The sequence below is a fragment of the [Clostridium] symbiosum genome (assembly GCA_036419695.1).
GTDB classification, from domain to species: domain Bacteria; phylum Bacillota; class Clostridia; order Lachnospirales; family Lachnospiraceae; genus Otoolea; species Otoolea symbiosa_A.
This window is the reverse complement of the sequence record CP143946.1, coordinates 1,383,062-1,399,511: the sequence shown is the minus strand read 5'-3', so window position 1 is coordinate 1,399,511 and position 16,450 is coordinate 1,383,062. Positions and strand designations below refer to the sequence as shown.

Here is a 16,450-nt window from a genome sequence, read left to right as displayed (position 1 = left end):
GAAGGAAAGTGGATAAGCTGGAACAGCCCTGATAATAATTGATGAAATCATAAGAAATGAAAGGATTAATTTCAATCCATGTTCCCGCGAGGGGAACGAAAACAACAACATAGAAGTGGGTACCGATTACTTAATTTCTCATCGATACCCACTTCAAACTATTTCGTCCATTGGTTTTTACCTCTCTTACATCTACCAGTGACATCTATATGAAATTTTTTACCAACAACCTTTTTATTTATTTATCAAACTTTTCTTTCACATACCGTATCTATTATCTTCTCCGAATACTCTTCTTTTTAATAATACTTTCTCGTCATATTACTAAACCGACTCTTTTTCTTTGACATTTATATAGATTTTATCGTTTGATTTTTATTTCTTTTCTTACTTTTTTTTAAAGGTTGTTGTTTTTCCTATGCCTGATTTAAAAAGATAAATCAGACGAGTTTAACTGTTTTGGTGGACCGTACCTCCTTTACTTAGATTTGGTTTGGTTCTTTAAAAGATTTTTTATTTCTTTTGATGTCTTTATTATAGCCACCGGCAAGCGTTTTGTCAATACTTTTTATGATTTTTATTTGATTATTTTATATTTATATCATTTCAATCCGTTATATTCTATTATTTATAGTGCATTTTCTCTATATTTTCAGAATTTTCCAGTCTTTTACGTATTATCAGACTTTCGTGTCATTGCCGGCTCCTTCGCATACGCGTTTTTCTCTGCACGGTCCGGTTTTCCCCGCCTCTCCCCGGATCGCTTTAGTAAAGACATCACATAAAAACGATCGTTTTAAAAATTGTGGAAGCAGAATTAATGCTAAATCAATAAAAAAAGCGGCTTGTAAATTTTCTTCCCTTCCGCTATAATGAGTAATACGTTTGGGAGATACCGTCGAAACTCCAGACGGATGGTCTGACGATATCCGGGCAGCACGATTAACTCTTACAGCACTTTCCAATTTTCTATCAGTATTATCTTTTTTATATCTATATTTTGTAGTCTCCTTATTTCCGTTGATTTTGATACTAGGATTATAACGCTTTTTTCAGGTAAACCATATGCATAAGCTGTACTCCGTCTTTGTATATGGGGATTTTGTTGAGGAATGAGAACGCCGCCGGGACGGTCGGGGTTCGGGATGGTGAGGGGGAGGTTATGAGTCTTCAGTCCCGTCGACAACCTGCCCGCCGTCTTACAGAGGCGTCCCCGCATCTCAACTCCATGCCTGCTTACCGGCATTCTGTTCCTGTTCTCATATTCACATCTATCTTCACATCTCATGCATCTGCCGCCATGGCAGTTGACATAATAATCTATTCAGGAGGTATTTCTATGATCTATGAAACATTTCTCACCACCATCCACTCACTTGTCCAGGAAAAACTGGAGGGCAGAGCCGAGGTTTCTCTTCGCCGTGTGCTGAAGAATAACGGGCTTCTTCTGGACGGACTGTCGATTTCTTCACCGTCCTCCGCCTTCTCACCGACTGTTTATCTGAACTCCTACTATAACGAGGAGGAGGAAGGGCTGTCACTTCCCGTTATTGCCGAACAGATACTGCTTCTTTACGAGGAGGAAAATGGACTCCCGTCAGAGCTGGCACAGCAGTTAAAGGATTTTGAGAAAATCAGGGATCGGATCGCTTATAAGCTCATTAATGCGGAGGATAACGCTGTCCTGCTGTCGGAGGTACCTCATTTCCGCTATCTGGATCTTGCCGTCGTCTTCTATATCATTGTCTCCGAGAGCGACGACGGTCAGATGACAGCGCTGATTCACAATGAACATTTGGGTATGTGGAACGTTACCCGGGAAGATTTGTCCGATTTTGCGGAAAAGAACATGGCCACTCTGATGCCCTGCCGGATCACGCCAATCGAAGATGCAATCCTGGCCATCAACGAGGAAGAACTGCCCGGCGGTGCGTATGAGCTGTCCGGTGAAGAAACCGATATCTTCCCTGTCAATCTCTATGTCCTGTCGAATGAGAGGGGAATCAACGGCGCCGCCTGCCTTTTATACAGGGACGTATTAAAAAACTTCGCGGAACAGGTGGGGGACGATCTCGTCATCCTGCCCTCCAGTATCCACGAAGTTCTGTTGGCGCCATCAAAAAAAGCGCTGTCTTACGATGAATTAAATGAAATGGTCTACTATATCAACCGTTCTGAGGTCCCGATGGAAGACCGCCTCTCCGATCACATTTATTACTATTCCAGGGAACAGAACTGCATCTACCATCCCGCACCGGTTTCCTCTAGCTCTTCTGGACCAGGCGGAACAGAGAATCCACAATGAAAATGGCAAGAGCCATGGCCCCCGCTATCTGTATCGTCTGGATCAGGTGATAGGTAGAGAGATCGGCAAGACCCTGTATCATAAAATAGACGCAGCGGTACACGGACGCTCCGGGCACGGTCGGAAGGATGCCGGCCACCAGGAACACCGTTACCGGAGCCTTTAAAAGTCTTGCAAAAATATGGCTCAGGATTGATACCACCAGACTGGAAAGAAAGGCGGCCATAATCTGGGAACGGCCAGACTGAAGCGCCAGCAGATAGACAAACCAGCACGCTCCGCCCGCGGCCCCCGCATAAACCAGGTACTTTTTTGGCACATCCAGGATGATGGAGAAACCGAATATAGCAAGAAAAGCAGACAAACTCTGCACTGCAAGCGCTGTCATACGGCACCTCCAATCATCTGAAATACAACCATTGCTGCACCGACTCCCGACGCCACGCCGAGAGCCACGACAATTGCCTCGGCGATCCTTGCTACCCCGGAACTGTAATCCCCGTTCAGCGTATCTCGGATCGCCGCGGTAAATGTCACACCCGGAACCATCGGCATGATGGCGCTGATGATTACAGCATCGATGTTCATATCAAAATACACCAGCTTCTGAATCAGCAGCGCCGTCACCGCCAGGGCGAAAGAACCGGCCGCGTTCTGGCAGAAATCATTAAACTTAAGGCGTGACGCCCCCGTGACCGCCAGAGCCAAAACCAGCCCCACGACGCCCGCCGCCACACAGTCCAGCCAGTTTCCTTCAAAAAGAATGGCAAAAAAAGCCGATGTCATAATATAACCGATGCACTTATGAAGAAATCCGTATTCGATGGAGGTTTTAATCTCCCTCAGCTCTGCCCGCGCCTCTTCTACGGTCATCTCACCGGCGCAAAACTTTCTGGATATATTGTTTACACGATATACTCTGTTTAAATTCGTCGATCTTTTATCGACTCTTTTGACAACCGTAATCGCACTGATCGAAGGATCGGAAAGTGTTGCAAATATTCCTGTTGCCAGGGCAAAAACCTCTATCCCCTCCAAACCGGACTTTTTCATAATCCGGCTGACCGTATCCTCGATACGGTATACCTCAGCTCCGCTGACCAGCATGATTTCCCCCGCCTGCACGGCCATCTCTATCAGTTCCTGATAATCCATCTCCCGGTACCCCATTTATAGTAATTTTCAGCGGTGAAGCCGCGTATTCTTTCACACCACCGCCCTATGTAACAAGTAGCAATCCCACCAGTGGGATTTTCCGCCTCCGTCAGGCCGTTTCATATGCCGACGGTTTAGAATATCCTGCTGCCAATCTGGAACACCAGGACCGCAGCAACCCATGCCACAGCCAGCTGGAACGCCATCATCAGAAGGGTCCATCTTGTGGACTGTGTCTCTCTCCTGATTGTCGCTATCGTAGCAATACAAGGCGTATATAAAAGGCAGAATATCATCAATGCATATGCGTTGACTCCCCCAAAGCCCGCGCCGCCCAGCATGATATGAAGCTGTGTCATACCGGCTGCTGAATTGATATTATTAATTCCGTACAATACGGAGAAGCTGGAAACCACCACCTCTTTCGCCGATATACCGGAAATCAGAGCGACTACAATCTGCCAGCTTCCAAGTCCGGCCGGCGCCAGAATCGGAGCCAGGCTGTGGCCGATAATTGCCGCAAAGCTGTCGGAGACATTGTTTGTCAGGCCGGACGGTCCGATATTCAGGATAAACCAGAGAATAATGGACGCAACAAAAATTGTGGTTCCTGCTTTGGTCAGATAGTCTTTTACTTTGTCCCACACATAGATGGTAACCGTCCTCAGGTTCGGCGTCTTGTATTCAGGAAGCTCAATAAGAAGAATGTTCTCATACTTTTCATTGGAATTCTTATGTACAATATAAGCAACCAGAATCGCCATGGCAAGTCCGATGACATAGAGGGAGTAGGCCACCAAAAGCGCTTTCTGCGGGAAAAACATCTCCGAAAACAGGACATAAATCGGAAGTCTGGCCGAGCAGGACATAAACGGAGTAATCAGGATTGTCCTTCTCCGATCCTTCACGCTCTCCAAAGCCCTCGTCGCCATAACGGCCGGAACCGTACAGCCAAATCCCAGCAGCATCGGAAGAAATGCCTTACCGGACAGTCCCACCATTCCCATCGTCTCGTTCATGACATAGGCGACGCGCGACATATATCCGCTGTCTTCCAGAAAAGCCAGCGCCAGAAACAGGATAAATATGTTGGGCAGAAAGGTGAGGATTCCGCCGACACCGGCAATGACGCCGTCCACTACAAGGGAGATAACCCAGTCGGTGGCATGGAGATTTTGGAGAAGTAAGAGAACCGAGGCTGAAAACCAGTTCAGGCCGCTCTCAAAGTACCCCTTCAGGAAATCCCCGACCGTAAAGGTGAAGAAAAATACAAGGGCCATGATTCCCAGAAAAACAGGGATTCCCCATACAGGGTGCGTCATAATCTGATCCACTCTGTCGGTAAAAGCTGATTTTTCCGCTTTGTTAAACAGGCACTCATCAATAATCTCTTCTATATAATCGTATTTTTCATTGATAATATTCTTCTCGTAATTTTTATCAATGATATCGCTCAGGTCCACAGGGTGGTCCTTACAGACTTCCTCATCGTACTCCATCATCTTGATAGCATGCCAGCGCATGTTGTCAAGCGGGCCAAAGTGCGCTTTCAGCACTACTTCTATCTTGGCGATTTTGTCCTCTATCACGTCGGAATACCGCACAACGACTCCCTGGGGCTCCTCCTCATAGTGGTGGACGACGGCATGCATCAGGACATCCAGTCCCGTCCTCTTCCTGGCCGACACCGGCACCACCGGAATGTGGCCTAACATCTCCGGCAGACGGTGCAGATCGATCTCCATACCACGGTCCTCCACGATATCCATCATATTGAGGGCCAGGATAACCGGCTTCTTGAGTTCCAGAAGCTGCAGCGTCAGATAGAGATTCCTCTCCAGGGACGATGCATCCACGACATTGATAATCACATCCACTTCATTTTCTTCAATGCATTTTCTGGTGACCCGCTCTTCTATCGTGTAGGAAGTCAGGCTGTAAATTCCCGGCAGATCGATTACCTTGATGGGCCGTCCTTTATAGCTGGTCTCCCCTTCCACGCGCTCAACCGTAACGCCGGGCCAGTTGGCCACCTTCAGCTTTGCCCCGGTAAAAGCATTGAACAGTGTTGTCTTTCCACAGTTCGGGTTTCCGACAAAACCGACTGTTATCTGTCCGTTTGCTGCATTCATAGCCGGTTCCCTCCCTGACTTCGTTCTTGTGCCGACGCAGCTTCCCTGATCTCGATTCCATCGGCTATTTTCTGGCCCAGAGCCAGTCTCGTTCCCCTGACGTTGATAATCAGAGTTCCGCTTTTCTTCTTATTCAGTACGGTTACTTTTGTATGCTCATTGACTCCCAGAGCCTCCAGACGCCTGGTCAGACGCTCCTCAATCATAACTTCCTGGACAACGTAACTTTTTCCTATTTCGCCTTCATAAAGCTTCATGGTTAGTCACTCCTTCCCTATCGCTTTATCAATTGTAACCGTCCCGTCAGGCCTTGTCAATTATCTTCCATCTCCAGAAGCATTTTTTTGATTTCCGTCATCCGGTCACGCAGCGCGGCGGCTTCCTCGAAGTTAAGTTCCGCTGCCGCCTTATGCATCTTCTTGGTCAGCTCCTTTACGATCTTCTCCAGTTCCTGCTTGTTCATGGACTCAGGATCCTTGGTCACTTCGTTCGTGATTCCCTCTGCTGCCTTGGATATCGTAATCAGATCGCGGACCGCTTTTTTTATCGTGGTCGGCGTAATTCCGTGTGCTTCATTATATTCCTGCTGCAGCTTCCTTCTTCTCTCTGTCTCGCTGATGGCGGCGCGCATGGAGTCCGTGATGTTGTCGGCATACATGATAACATGGCCTTCCGAGTTTCTGGCGGCACGTCCGACCGTCTGAATCAGGGAAGTTTCCGAACGCAGGAATCCTTCCTTATCTGCATCCAGGATTGCCACCAGGGATATCTCCGGAATATCCAGGCCCTCGCGCAGAAGGTTGATTCCAACCAGGACGTCGAACACATTAAGACGCATATCCCTGATGATTTCCGCCCTCTCCAGGGTGTCAATATCGGAGTGAAGGTATTTCACGCGGATTCCCACCTCGCGCATGTAGTCCGTCAGATCCTCGGCCATACGCTTCGTCAGCGTTGTAATCAGGACTTTATTGCCCTTTTCCACCTCCCGGTTCACTTCTGATACGAGATCGTCAATCTGACCTTCCACCGGACGCACTTCAATAGGCGGATCCAGAAGACCCGTAGGACGGATAATCTGCTCCGCCCTCAACATCTCGTGTTCTTCCTCGTATTTGGATGGAGTTGCGGACACAAACATCATCTGATCAATTTTGCTTTCAAACTCGGAAAAGTTGAGCGGCCGGTTATCCAGGGCCGACGGGAGCCTGAATCCGTAGTTGACCAGCGTCGTTTTTCTGGAACGGTCACCGGCGTACATGCCGCGCACCTGCGGCAGGGTGATATGGGACTCATCGACAATAATCAGGAACTCTTCCGGAAAATAGTCGATCAGGGTACACGGCGGCTCTCCCGGAAGGGAACCGGTCAGATGGCGGGAATAGTTCTCAATTCCGGAGCAGAATCCTGTCTCACGCATCATCTCCACATCAAAATTCGTACGTTCTGAGATCCTCTGTGCTTCAAGGAGCTTATCCTCGCTCTTGAATTCCTCCACACGGACCTTCAGTTCCTCCAGAATATTGGTTGCCGCCAGCTCCATCTTCTCCCTTGGGATAACGTAATGAGAGGCCGGGAAAATGGCGATATGCCCCAGCTGGGACTTGATTTCTCCGGTGAGCGTGTCAATCTCGGTGATTCGATCCACCTCATCGCCGAAGAACTCGACGCGGTAGGCGTCACCGCCCGAGTAGGCCGGATAGATCTCCAGCACGTCGCCGCGGACACGGAAGGTGCCTCGCTTGAAATCCATATCATTTCTCGTATACTGGATGTCGATCAGTTTATGGATGACCTCATCCCTGTCCTTAATCATGCCGGGACGCAGGGAAATAACCATCTCCTTATAGTCTATGGGGCTTCCCAGGCCATAAATACATGAAACTGAAGCGACAATGATAACATCCTGGCGCTCCGACAAAGCCGCCGTCGCAGAGTGGCGCAGCTTGTCTATCTCATCGTTGATGGATGAGTCCTTCTCAATGTAGGTATCGGTGGACGGGACATAGGCCTCCGGTTGGTAATAATCGTAGTAGGAGACGAAGTACTCTACCGCGTTCTCAGGGAAGAACTCCTTAAACTCGCCATAGAGCTGGGCGGCGAGGGTTTTGTTGTGGGCGATAATGAGGGTCGGCTTCTGTAATTGCTGGATCACATTTGCCATGGTGAAAGTCTTGCCAGACCCCGTAACCCCTAGTAAAGTCTCGAATTGGTTGCCTTCCTTGAAGCCTTTTACAAGGGCTTCGATCGCCTGCGGCTGGTCGCCGGTGGGCTGGTATTCACTGTGTAATTTGAACTCCATAATGCGTTTTTACCTCCTTGGTGACCCTGAAAAAAGTACGTCTATTAGACAGAAATTCGTAATCTGAACCATTTTCGCCCTGCCTAATAGACGAACTTTTACTATTTTATGAATGAAAGTCACTAAACGATACAAAGACTGCTTCGCAGTCCTTTGCATCACTCGGAACATACTGTTCCCCGCCTACTTGTCAGGTGAAAGCAAATGCTCCCTACGGTCGCGCTTGCTTTCCTCCTGACAAGTCAAATTATAACATGGACAGTTCAAAAAGTATAGCCGCAAGGCGGAACATTTGTTCTTTTTCTTGTGGCTATATTTTTCCATTTTCTATTCACTTTATAGAAGGTACTCTTCCGCCGAAGTCATCACATCAATATTCTCGGTGCAAGGTCCATCTCCTCATCTGGATCTACCGTGCTTCGATTACCGTCGGATACCAAACCTACTCTGGCTTCAAACTCGGTATAACAGGCAGGAATCATCTGAAGCATATACTTAATGAATGGCGTGGGATCATTCTGTTCCACATGCCATCCTGCATCAATGCATTCCAGTACATCGTAATAGGCATCCTTGGTTTCCTCTATCTTCTTTTCAACACTGATATACTTACCCACTTCATAGCCATTTTGATAGAGAAGTAATAAGGTAAGCAGTCGGCTCATTCTACCATTTCCATCATTAAATGGATGGATGCACAGAAAGTCGCAGATAAAAGTTGGAATCAGAATCAGAGGGTCTATGACCTCCAACTGCGGTAAGAATGGGCTGATCGGTCAAAACCTTTCCCATTATATCCGAAAGTGTAACCGGCAGCTTGTCTGGCTGGGGATTGCCCAGTCTAATAGTTAGGCTGCCCTGTGGATCGCCGTCAATCAGCAATACTTTTTTTCCCTTTCTATTCACTTTCATAAGACCATCTTCCACTGAAACATCATATCAATATTCTTCGGCCCCATTCCCCGGCAATCACGGTCCGTATGTCTGACAAAGCAATTTCATTGCCAGCCGTGTCAGAATTTTCAGAATTTCCCCAGGCAAATTCACTTGACAAAGACAAAGCAGCTATATATACTATATTTCATGAATTGAATAAAATCTTCAGGGCAGGGTGAAATTCCCGATCGGCGGTATAGTCCGCGAGCGCGAGAGCGCAGGACTTGACATAGGTTCAAGTCAGGATTTGGTGAAAGTCCAAAACCGACAGTATAGTCTGGATAGAAGAAGATCATTATGCACAGGGTGGAGTATACCATTCTGTGTACAGAAAGCGTGCTCTGGATTGTTTTTACATTCCGGAGTTTTATTTTTGCACAGGTGCAGGCCTGTGCCCTTTCTGCATTGCCCTGAACGATTTTGTTCAGGGCATTTTTATTGAGTGGCAATGAAAAGTTCACGAAGCGTGGTTTTCGTTGTTTTTGGAGGTGATTCTGTGAACGATGTTAGCTATATGCAGTTAGCCCTGCAGCTTGCCCAAAAGGGCTGCGGATGGGTTGCGCCAAATCCTATGGTAGGCGCTGTTATCGTAAAGGACGGAAAAATCATCGGGCAGGGCTGGCATGAAAAATACGGACAGCCCCATGCAGAGCGCAATGCGCTGGCTTCCTGTGAATTTTCGCCTGAGGGTGCGACGATGTATGTCACACTGGAACCCTGCTGCCATTACGGCAGACAGCCTCCCTGTACGGACGCCATTCTGGAAGCCGGCATTAAGAGGGTCGTTGTTGGCTCTGATGATCCCAATCCGCTGGTCCGCGGAAAAGGAATTCAAATCCTGCGGGCCCATGGTATCGAGGTAACGGAAGGCGTTCTGCAGGAAGACTGCAAGAAACTGAATGAAGTGTTTTTTCACTATGTTAAGACCGGATGTCCCCTTGTGGTGATGAAATATGCCATGACGCTGGATGGAAAAATCGCTGCCTACACGGGTGCATCCAAATGGATCACCGGAGAAACTGCCCGAAACCATGTACAGGAACAGAGACATCGTTATTCGGCCATTATGGTTGGTGTGGGGACGGTATTGTCCGATGACCCGATGCTGTCCTGCCGCATCGCCGGAAGAAAAAATCCAATCCGCATCATTTGCGACACTCATCTGCGTACACCGGTTACGGCACAGGTGGTCACGACTGCAAGGCAGATTCCAACCATCTTTGCAACCTGCTGCCCAGATGCAGAGAGACAGTCCGCTTATGTGTCGGCCGGGTGCCGCATTCTGCATCTGAGGGAAAAAGACGGACATGTGGATCTGGAGCAGCTTATGGCGCAGCTGGGACAGGAACGGATCGACAGCATTTTGCTGGAGGGCGGCGGCACACTGAACTGGTCTGCTTTAAAGAGCGGTATTGTACAGAAAATACAGGCCTATATCGCTCCAAAACTTTTTGGCGGCCAGGCTTCTAAGACGCCGATAGAAGGGACGGGTGTTGAATCCCCTGCCAACGCATTCCGCCTGAAAAACAGTACATGGACACGTTTGGGTGATGACTTTTTGATAGAAAGTGAGGTAGTCAGCGATGTTTACCGGGATTATTGAGGAAGTTGGAACGGTGGATCAAATAAAACGCGGCCAAAATTCCGCCGTACTGTCTATCCGCGCTAAAAAAGTTCTGGAGGATACAGGGATTGGTGACAGTATTGCAGTAAACGGAATCTGCCTAACTGTTACGAAGTTGTATCCCGATGGATTTTCCGCAGATATCATGCACGAAACCTTAAACCGTTCCGCCCTGGCGGCTCTGGCACGTGGAAGCCACGTCAATTTGGAGCGTGCCATGCCGGCAAACGGACGTTTTGGCGGTCATATCGTTGCAGGACATGCAGATGGAGTCGGAAAAATTGTCCGTATACAGCGCGATGATACCGCCATCTGGTTTACGTTTCAGGTAAAACCGGATATTATGCGGTATATTGTGGAAAAAGGTTCTGTGGCCATAGACGGCATCAGTTTGACTGTCGCAGCGGTCACGCAAACTGACTTTTCTATTTCAGCTATTCCTCATACAGTGAGCAGGACGGTTTTAAAAGAACGAAAGGAAAATGATATTGTCAATCTGGAAACGGACCTGATAGGCAGATATGTAGAAAAGCTGTTCTCTCCTGCTGAAGAACAGAAGAAAAAAAACACACTTACAAGAGAATTTCTAACTCAACACGGGTTTTAAGGAGGAAAAATAATGGCACAGTTCAACTCAATCGAAGAAGCGCTTGATGAGCTTCGCAGCGGAAAAATAATTCTTGTAACAGATGATCCGGAGCGTGAAAATGAAGGAGATTTTATCTGCGCAGCGGAATATGCCACAACCGCCAATATCAACTTTATGGCAACCTTCGGCAGGGGTCTGATTTGTATGCCCATGTCAGAGGAATACATAGAAAAGCTGAAAATTCCTCAAATGGTAACGCAAAACACAGATAATCACGAAACTGCGTTTACTGTCTCCATCGATCATGTTACGACCTCCACCGGCATTTCTGCTGCAGAGCGTTCCATAACTGCCCTGGGCTGCGTATCGGATGATGCAAAACCGGAAGATTTCCGAAGGCCGGGACACATGTTCCCACTTTTAGCAAAGCCCAACGGCGTACTGGAACGAAGCGGCCACACCGAAGCAACCGTTGATTTATGCCGTCTGGCCGGTTTGAAAGAATGTGGTTTGTGCTGCGAGATTATGCGGGAGGACGGAACGATGATGCGTACCCCCGAATTGATGGAACTGGCGAAAAAATGGGACATGAAATTTATTACAATACGTGATTTACAAAATTACAGAAAATGCCATGAAACGCTGGTTGACCAGAAGGCCGCTGTAAAACTTCCAACAAAATATGGTGATTTTATGGCCTATGGCTTTGTGAACCGTTTAAATGGGGAACACCATATGGCTCTGGTCAGGGGAGAGATCGGTGATGGAAAAAATGTTTTATGCCGTGTCCATTCTGAGTGCTTAACGGGGGACACATTCGGTTCTCTGCGCTGCGACTGCGGCCAGCAATTGTCTGCCGCGATGACACAAATTGAAAGAGAAGGACGGGGCATTTTGCTCTATATGCGCCAAGAGGGCCGTGGAATTGGCCTGATCAATAAACTGAGGGCCTATGAACTGCAGGAACAGGGTATGGACACGCTGGATGCCAATCTTGCGCTGGGCTTTGCCGGCGATCAACGGGAGTATTATATCGGCGCCCAGATTTTAAGGGCGTTAGGTGTAAAGAGTATACGTCTCCTAACAAACAATCCTGATAAAGTCTATCAGCTTGCAGAATTTGGACTTGATATCACGGAACGCGTGCCGATTCAGATGGATGCTACCTCCCACGATCTGTTTTATTTAAAAACGAAGCAGAAGCGCATGGGTCATATTTTAAAGTATTAAATGAAAGAAAGGAAATCATTATGAAGACATTTGAGGGAAAGCTTGTATCGAAGGAAATCAAAATAGGAATTGTAGCCGCCCGTTTCAATGAATTTATCACCTCCAGGCTGTTGGGCGGCGCCATGGACGGATTACTCCGGCATGATGTGAGGGAGGAGGACATTGAAGTTGCATGGGTACCGGGGGCTTTTGAAATCCCGCTGATTGCATCGAAAATGGCGGAGTGCGGAAAATATGATGCAATCATCTGCCTGGGCGCAGTGATCCGAGGTTCCACCAGCCACTATGATTATGTCTGCAATGAAGTATCAAAAGGCATTGCTGCTGTTTCATTAAAATGCGGCCTTCCGGTTATGTTTGGCGTACTGACTACCGAAAATATTGAGCAGGCGATTGAACGGGCCGGAACAAAGGCAGGGAACAAAGGATATGATTGTGCTGTAGGTGCGATTGAGATGATAAATTTAATTCGCGAGATAAATAAATAGGATCTATCGATTTACCTTAAAGCGCTGTATTTTCTTTTGCCGTCCACGATAACCGTTCTTTTCGGTTCTTTTCTATTCCCGGTTTTCCACTTGACAACCTCCCCTTCTGCACTCAAAATAGAGGGATAGGATCTTCTACACAGAAAATGACGAGACAACAGGAGGAATATAACATGTACAGTTTTGCCAATGATTACAGCGAAGGAGCCCATCCGCGCGTACTGGAAGCGATGATGAATACAAATCTGGAGCAGAATCCGGGATATGGCAAGGACGGCCACTGTGAGCGCGCCGCCGCTCTGATTAAGAAGGAATGCGGGCGCAGTGATATCGACGTCCATTTTATTCCGGGAGGCACACAGACCAACCTGCTGGCGATTGCAAGGGCTCTGCGCCCACACGAGGCCGTAGTTTCCGCCGAAACAGGCCATATCAACTGCCACGAGACCGGAGCCGTGGAGGCAACCGGCCATAAGATTCTCACCATCCCGACGGCAGACGGAAAAATACATGCCTCCGATGTTGCACAGATGCTAAAAAAACACAACGCAGAATTTACCGTACTTCCAAAATTAGTTTACATCTCCAATACAACGGAGCTGGGAACACAGTATACAAAACAGGAACTGGAGGAGCTGAGCCACTTATGCCGCCTGAACCATCTCTATCTGTTCCTGGACGGCGCCCGGCTGGCGTCGGCCCTGACCAGTTCCACCAATGATCTCACTCTGGAAGATCTGGTGGAGCTTACGGATATGTTCTATATAGGCGGAACTAAAAATGGGGCATTGTTCGGGGAGGCGTTAGTAATCTGCCATCCGGAACTGAAATCCTGCTTCCGTTTTCAATTAAAACAAAGGGGCGCGATGCTGGCAAAGGGCTGGCTCCTGGGCCTGCAGTTTGAAACTCTCTTCACCGACGGACTTTATTATGAGCTGGGAAAACATGCCAACGATATGAGTGAAATTCTCAGAACGGGTTTTAAGGACTGCGGTTTTTCCTTCCTGTCCGAAACCTCCTCCAACCAGATTTTCCCGATTGTCGGCAGGCAGCTGGCGGAAAAGCTGGCGGAAGAATACACCTATGAGACGGAGCGGGTATTCGACAACGGCGATATGGCGATCCGCTTTGTCACCTCATGGGCAACTCCGGAAAAAGCGGTCCGCGGCTTTGTAGCATATTTGAAAGATTGTATCGAATAACCGGCCAAAGGAATTTTTATTATATAGGGAAGTTCGAAGAACTTTCCTATGTATATATCGAAATGAAGTATATCAAAATGGGGTATACAGAAATAAAATATTAATCGATTATACAGAATAAGAGAATCCCTGTCTCACAGATGTGAAACAGGGATTCTCTTATTCTGTTAACTGGGCCACAAGGATTCGAACCTTGAAAATGACGGAGTCAGAGTCCGTTGCCTTACCATTTGGCGATGGCCCAATGTTTAAGATTCCGCAACCGTTTTTTGTTGGCTGCGGAATCTATTATATCATGTTACCAGATTTCGTCAAGGGCTTTTTTAGCATTTTTTGCAATTTTTTAAACAAATTGTATAATTCATTTCCTTAAAACTACTGTCCTGTTCCCAATTCGGGCTGAACCGGAGGACTGGTCTGCTCCCCTGCCGGTGCCGTAGACTGGCTCTCTGGTTCTGTGGCAGGAAGTGTTTCCGGCGCCGGAACCGTATCCGACGGTACGGATGCGCTTTCCTGAGGCTGCGTCGGTTTGACTGTCTCGGTCTCTTCCGTCTCGTCCTCGTCATCCCCATCCGTCACCTCATCGGCAATATCGGGCGTATCAAAATATCCCTTAATGCTTGCATAGGAACCGCCATCCCTTGGAGCTACACCGGCCAGGACAAAAACATAGTCAGTTCCTCCATCCAGACCCTTGATGGTAATCTCACAGGAGTCCGGGCTGGTATCGGTTATCATCGCCGAATAGCTTCCTCCGTTCTCATCCTTCACGGACACGGTCGGATTCTTCCACTTGACTTTCCCTTTAAATACAACGTTTAGCTTTCCGTCTTCAAAATCCACATAATCGATCTTGGCCTTTTTCCCGGAACTGCTCTCTTCCGTCTCCTCAGCCGTTTCCGTCGTTCCTGCCGGAGCGGTGGTGTGAGGTTCCGTAGATGGACGCTGTGTCTCTGCGTTCGTCTCGGAAGATGATGCTTCTTCGGTCAGGCTCTCCTGTGTGGATGCTTCCGTCTCCGCCCTGGTGGCGGCGGTGCTTGTGTGTTCGGCGCTGCTCTTTTCGGAAGTCTCTTCATTTGTATCGTCATCATCACGGCGCACGGTGTAGGAACGCTCGGTGATTTCCTTTGCGATCTCTTCCATCGTCATCCCGGCGAATTCTTTCATATCCTCTTCGCCCAGGTCGTTTTCATCAATCAGCTCCTGCAGGAAGTACGCTTTTCCATAGGAAATTCCATATTCCTGGGCCAGTTCCCTGACTTCGTTGGAAACCGGGGCCTGCTGATCGTAAACAACAGCCTGTACCTTATGTTCTTCCAGTGAGGCCTCGATGTCCACAACAACATCCTGGCGCAGCTCAGAAGCTTTCTTCCTGTCGTCGTTGGCTACGGTTACAAGAATTGCGTTATCCAAATCATTCAGATAACCATGACGTACCATGGAACCAATGAGAGCGTTTACCGCAATGTCCACATCCACATTCTTCAGCTCCATGCCATCCAGAATCTCCTCCGCGTCGCTGTTCAGCGCCTCGGCTTTCAGGACCTTGTCGTTACGGTTGACTGAAAGTTCAAGACTTGGATTGACATCGATGCCGACGACGGAATCGATCCGGCTGTTCTGATATCTGGCGACTCCTCCGCCTAAAACGGCCACGCACAGGCAGGCGGCCATAACGGTTGCCACAGTGCGCATCCTCCGGTATATCCTCGTCACCCTGGACGGTCCGGTATAGATATCCTGGGGGGTCGTCAGATCAATTTTATTAAGCACATCGGGAGTCAGGGTGTCCACTGCCGATTTCAGATGTTTCGCTATCTCATCGTTATTCCATTGTAAGTCTGAGTGATCGGTCAATGTTCTCCCTCCTCTCTCAGATGTTTCTGTAATTTTTTCATGGCACGATTGTATTTAGACAGCACAGTCGCAAGCGGCATCTCGAGATCCGCCGCGATTTCCCTGTGTTTCATGCCTGCTGTCGTATGTAACAGCACAATCTGCCGCTCCTCTTCATTCAGGATCTGGAGCGCTGTGCGAAGCACCATCTTATCCGCCGCGTCTTCTATCTGCGGGCAGAATTCCCCCATCTCGCCTTCTGAAAGGTCAGAAAGACCTATATCGGCTTCCCTTTTCTGGTCGCGGAATTTCATGTAGCAGAGGTTTCTGGCAATGGTAAACATCCAGGCCAGCGGTTTCCCCTGGGACTTGTAGCTTCCTGCAGAAGTCCATATCTTTAAATAAGTCTCCTGCATGATCTCTTCCGCATCCTGCGGGCTGCGCAGGATTGACAGAATAAAGCCATATATGGTTTTATCCGTATTCTGATAGAGTCTCTGAAACGCCTCCCGGTCGCCTGTGGCAACGCGTAAAAGCAGCTTCTCATCGCTCATCTTATCATAAGCGACCGCCTCTTCCAGGGTTGTAAATATCCCCATCAAAAACATGGACTAAATTTCCTTTCTATTAGTTTAATGCAAAGGATCCGTT

Annotated in this window: 13 protein-coding genes, 1 tRNA gene, 2 pseudogenes and 1 riboswitch; of the genes and pseudogenes, 6 read left to right on the top strand and 10 right to left on the bottom strand. The window is 48.1% G+C overall.

Annotated elements, in window-relative coordinates; translation table 11 throughout:
- The first annotated feature begins 1,339 nt into the window (after window positions 1-1,339).
- Window positions 1,340-2,305 carry a DUF5688 family protein gene (locus tag V3C10_06480; GenBank protein ID WVP63455.1) on the top strand — a complete coding sequence of 322 codons (966 nt, stop codon included), beginning with the start codon at window positions 1,340-1,342 and terminating at the stop codon, window positions 2,303-2,305.
- On the opposite strand, the gene V3C10_06475 is transcribed toward V3C10_06480, so the two are convergent.
- From V3C10_06475 to V3C10_06445, 7 genes and pseudogenes are all read right to left on the bottom strand, one after another.
- On the bottom strand, window positions 2,265-2,693 hold the full coding sequence (locus V3C10_06475; GenBank protein ID WVP63454.1) for a threonine/serine exporter family protein: 429 nt from the start codon (window positions 2,691-2,693) through the stop codon (window positions 2,265-2,267). The genes V3C10_06480 and V3C10_06475 overlap by 41 nt on opposite strands.
- The gene (locus tag V3C10_06470; protein WVP63453.1) at window positions 2,690-3,460 is read right to left on the bottom strand and encodes a threonine/serine exporter family protein; all 771 of its coding nucleotides are present in this window, start codon (window positions 3,458-3,460) and stop codon (window positions 2,690-2,692) included. The genes V3C10_06475 and V3C10_06470 overlap by 4 nt, the downstream gene beginning before the upstream one ends.
- Before the next feature lie 134 nt (window positions 3,461-3,594).
- The gene (gene feoB / locus V3C10_06465) at window positions 3,595-5,592 is read right to left on the bottom strand and encodes a ferrous iron transport protein B (protein WVP63452.1); all 1,998 of its coding nucleotides are present in this window, start codon (window positions 5,590-5,592) and stop codon (window positions 3,595-3,597) included.
- Window positions 5,589-5,849 (bottom strand): FeoA domain-containing protein, encoded by a 261-nt coding sequence (locus V3C10_06460; GenBank protein WVP63451.1) that lies wholly within the window; start codon window positions 5,847-5,849, stop codon window positions 5,589-5,591. The genes feoB and V3C10_06460 overlap by 4 nt, the downstream gene beginning before the upstream one ends.
- Window positions 5,850-5,905: 56 nt before the next feature.
- A complete protein-coding gene (gene uvrB, locus V3C10_06455; protein WVP63450.1) occupies window positions 5,906-7,894 on the bottom strand; it encodes an excinuclease ABC subunit UvrB in 1,989 nt (662 codons plus the stop codon).
- Window positions 7,895-8,322: 428 nt separating this feature from the next.
- A pseudogene (locus V3C10_06450) lies at window positions 8,323-8,640 on the bottom strand (Fic family protein).
- 16 nt (window positions 8,641-8,656) lie between these two features.
- Window positions 8,657-8,806, bottom strand: a pseudogene (locus tag V3C10_06445) (ParA family protein).
- Window positions 8,807-8,987: 181 nt separating this feature from the next.
- Window positions 8,988-9,127: riboswitch (FMN riboswitch) on the top strand.
- 199 nt (window positions 9,128-9,326) lie between these two features.
- Here V3C10_06445 and ribD point away from each other — a divergent pair.
- From ribD to V3C10_06420, 5 genes are all read left to right on the top strand, one after another.
- The gene (gene ribD, locus V3C10_06440) at window positions 9,327-10,433 is read left to right on the top strand and encodes a bifunctional diaminohydroxyphosphoribosylaminopyrimidine deaminase/5-amino-6-(5-phosphoribosylamino)uracil reductase RibD (GenBank protein WVP63449.1); all 1,107 of its coding nucleotides are present in this window, start codon (window positions 9,327-9,329) and stop codon (window positions 10,431-10,433) included.
- Window positions 10,414-11,061: a riboflavin synthase gene (locus V3C10_06435; GenBank protein WVP63448.1), complete on the top strand. Its 648-nt coding sequence runs from the start codon at window positions 10,414-10,416 to the stop codon at window positions 11,059-11,061. The genes ribD and V3C10_06435 overlap by 20 nt, the downstream gene beginning before the upstream one ends.
- A gap of 12 nt (window positions 11,062-11,073) precedes the next feature.
- A complete protein-coding gene (locus tag V3C10_06430; GenBank protein WVP63447.1) occupies window positions 11,074-12,273 on the top strand; it encodes a bifunctional 3,4-dihydroxy-2-butanone-4-phosphate synthase/GTP cyclohydrolase II in 1,200 nt (399 codons plus the stop codon).
- 20 nt (window positions 12,274-12,293) lie between these two features.
- Complete coding sequence (gene ribE / locus V3C10_06425) at window positions 12,294-12,761, top strand: 6,7-dimethyl-8-ribityllumazine synthase (protein ID WVP63446.1); 468 nt, start codon at window positions 12,294-12,296, stop codon at window positions 12,759-12,761.
- A 173-nt stretch (window positions 12,762-12,934) separates the two neighbouring features.
- On the top strand, window positions 12,935-13,963 hold the full coding sequence (locus V3C10_06420; protein ID WVP63445.1) for an aminotransferase class I/II-fold pyridoxal phosphate-dependent enzyme: 1,029 nt from the start codon (window positions 12,935-12,937) through the stop codon (window positions 13,961-13,963).
- A gap of 171 nt (window positions 13,964-14,134) precedes the next feature.
- On the opposite strand, the gene V3C10_06415 is transcribed toward V3C10_06420, so the two are convergent.
- The 3 genes from V3C10_06415 to V3C10_06405 form a co-directional block, all read right to left on the bottom strand.
- Window positions 14,135-14,207, bottom strand: a tRNA-Gln gene (locus V3C10_06415).
- A 131-nt stretch (window positions 14,208-14,338) separates the two neighbouring features.
- Window positions 14,339-15,820, bottom strand: a complete 1,482-nt coding sequence (locus V3C10_06410) for a hypothetical protein (protein ID WVP63444.1) — start codon at window positions 15,818-15,820, stop codon at window positions 14,339-14,341.
- Window positions 15,817-16,407: an RNA polymerase sigma factor gene (locus V3C10_06405; protein WVP63443.1), complete on the bottom strand. Its 591-nt coding sequence runs from the start codon at window positions 16,405-16,407 to the stop codon at window positions 15,817-15,819. The genes V3C10_06410 and V3C10_06405 overlap by 4 nt, the downstream gene beginning before the upstream one ends.
- Window positions 16,408-16,450 lie beyond the last annotated feature (43 nt).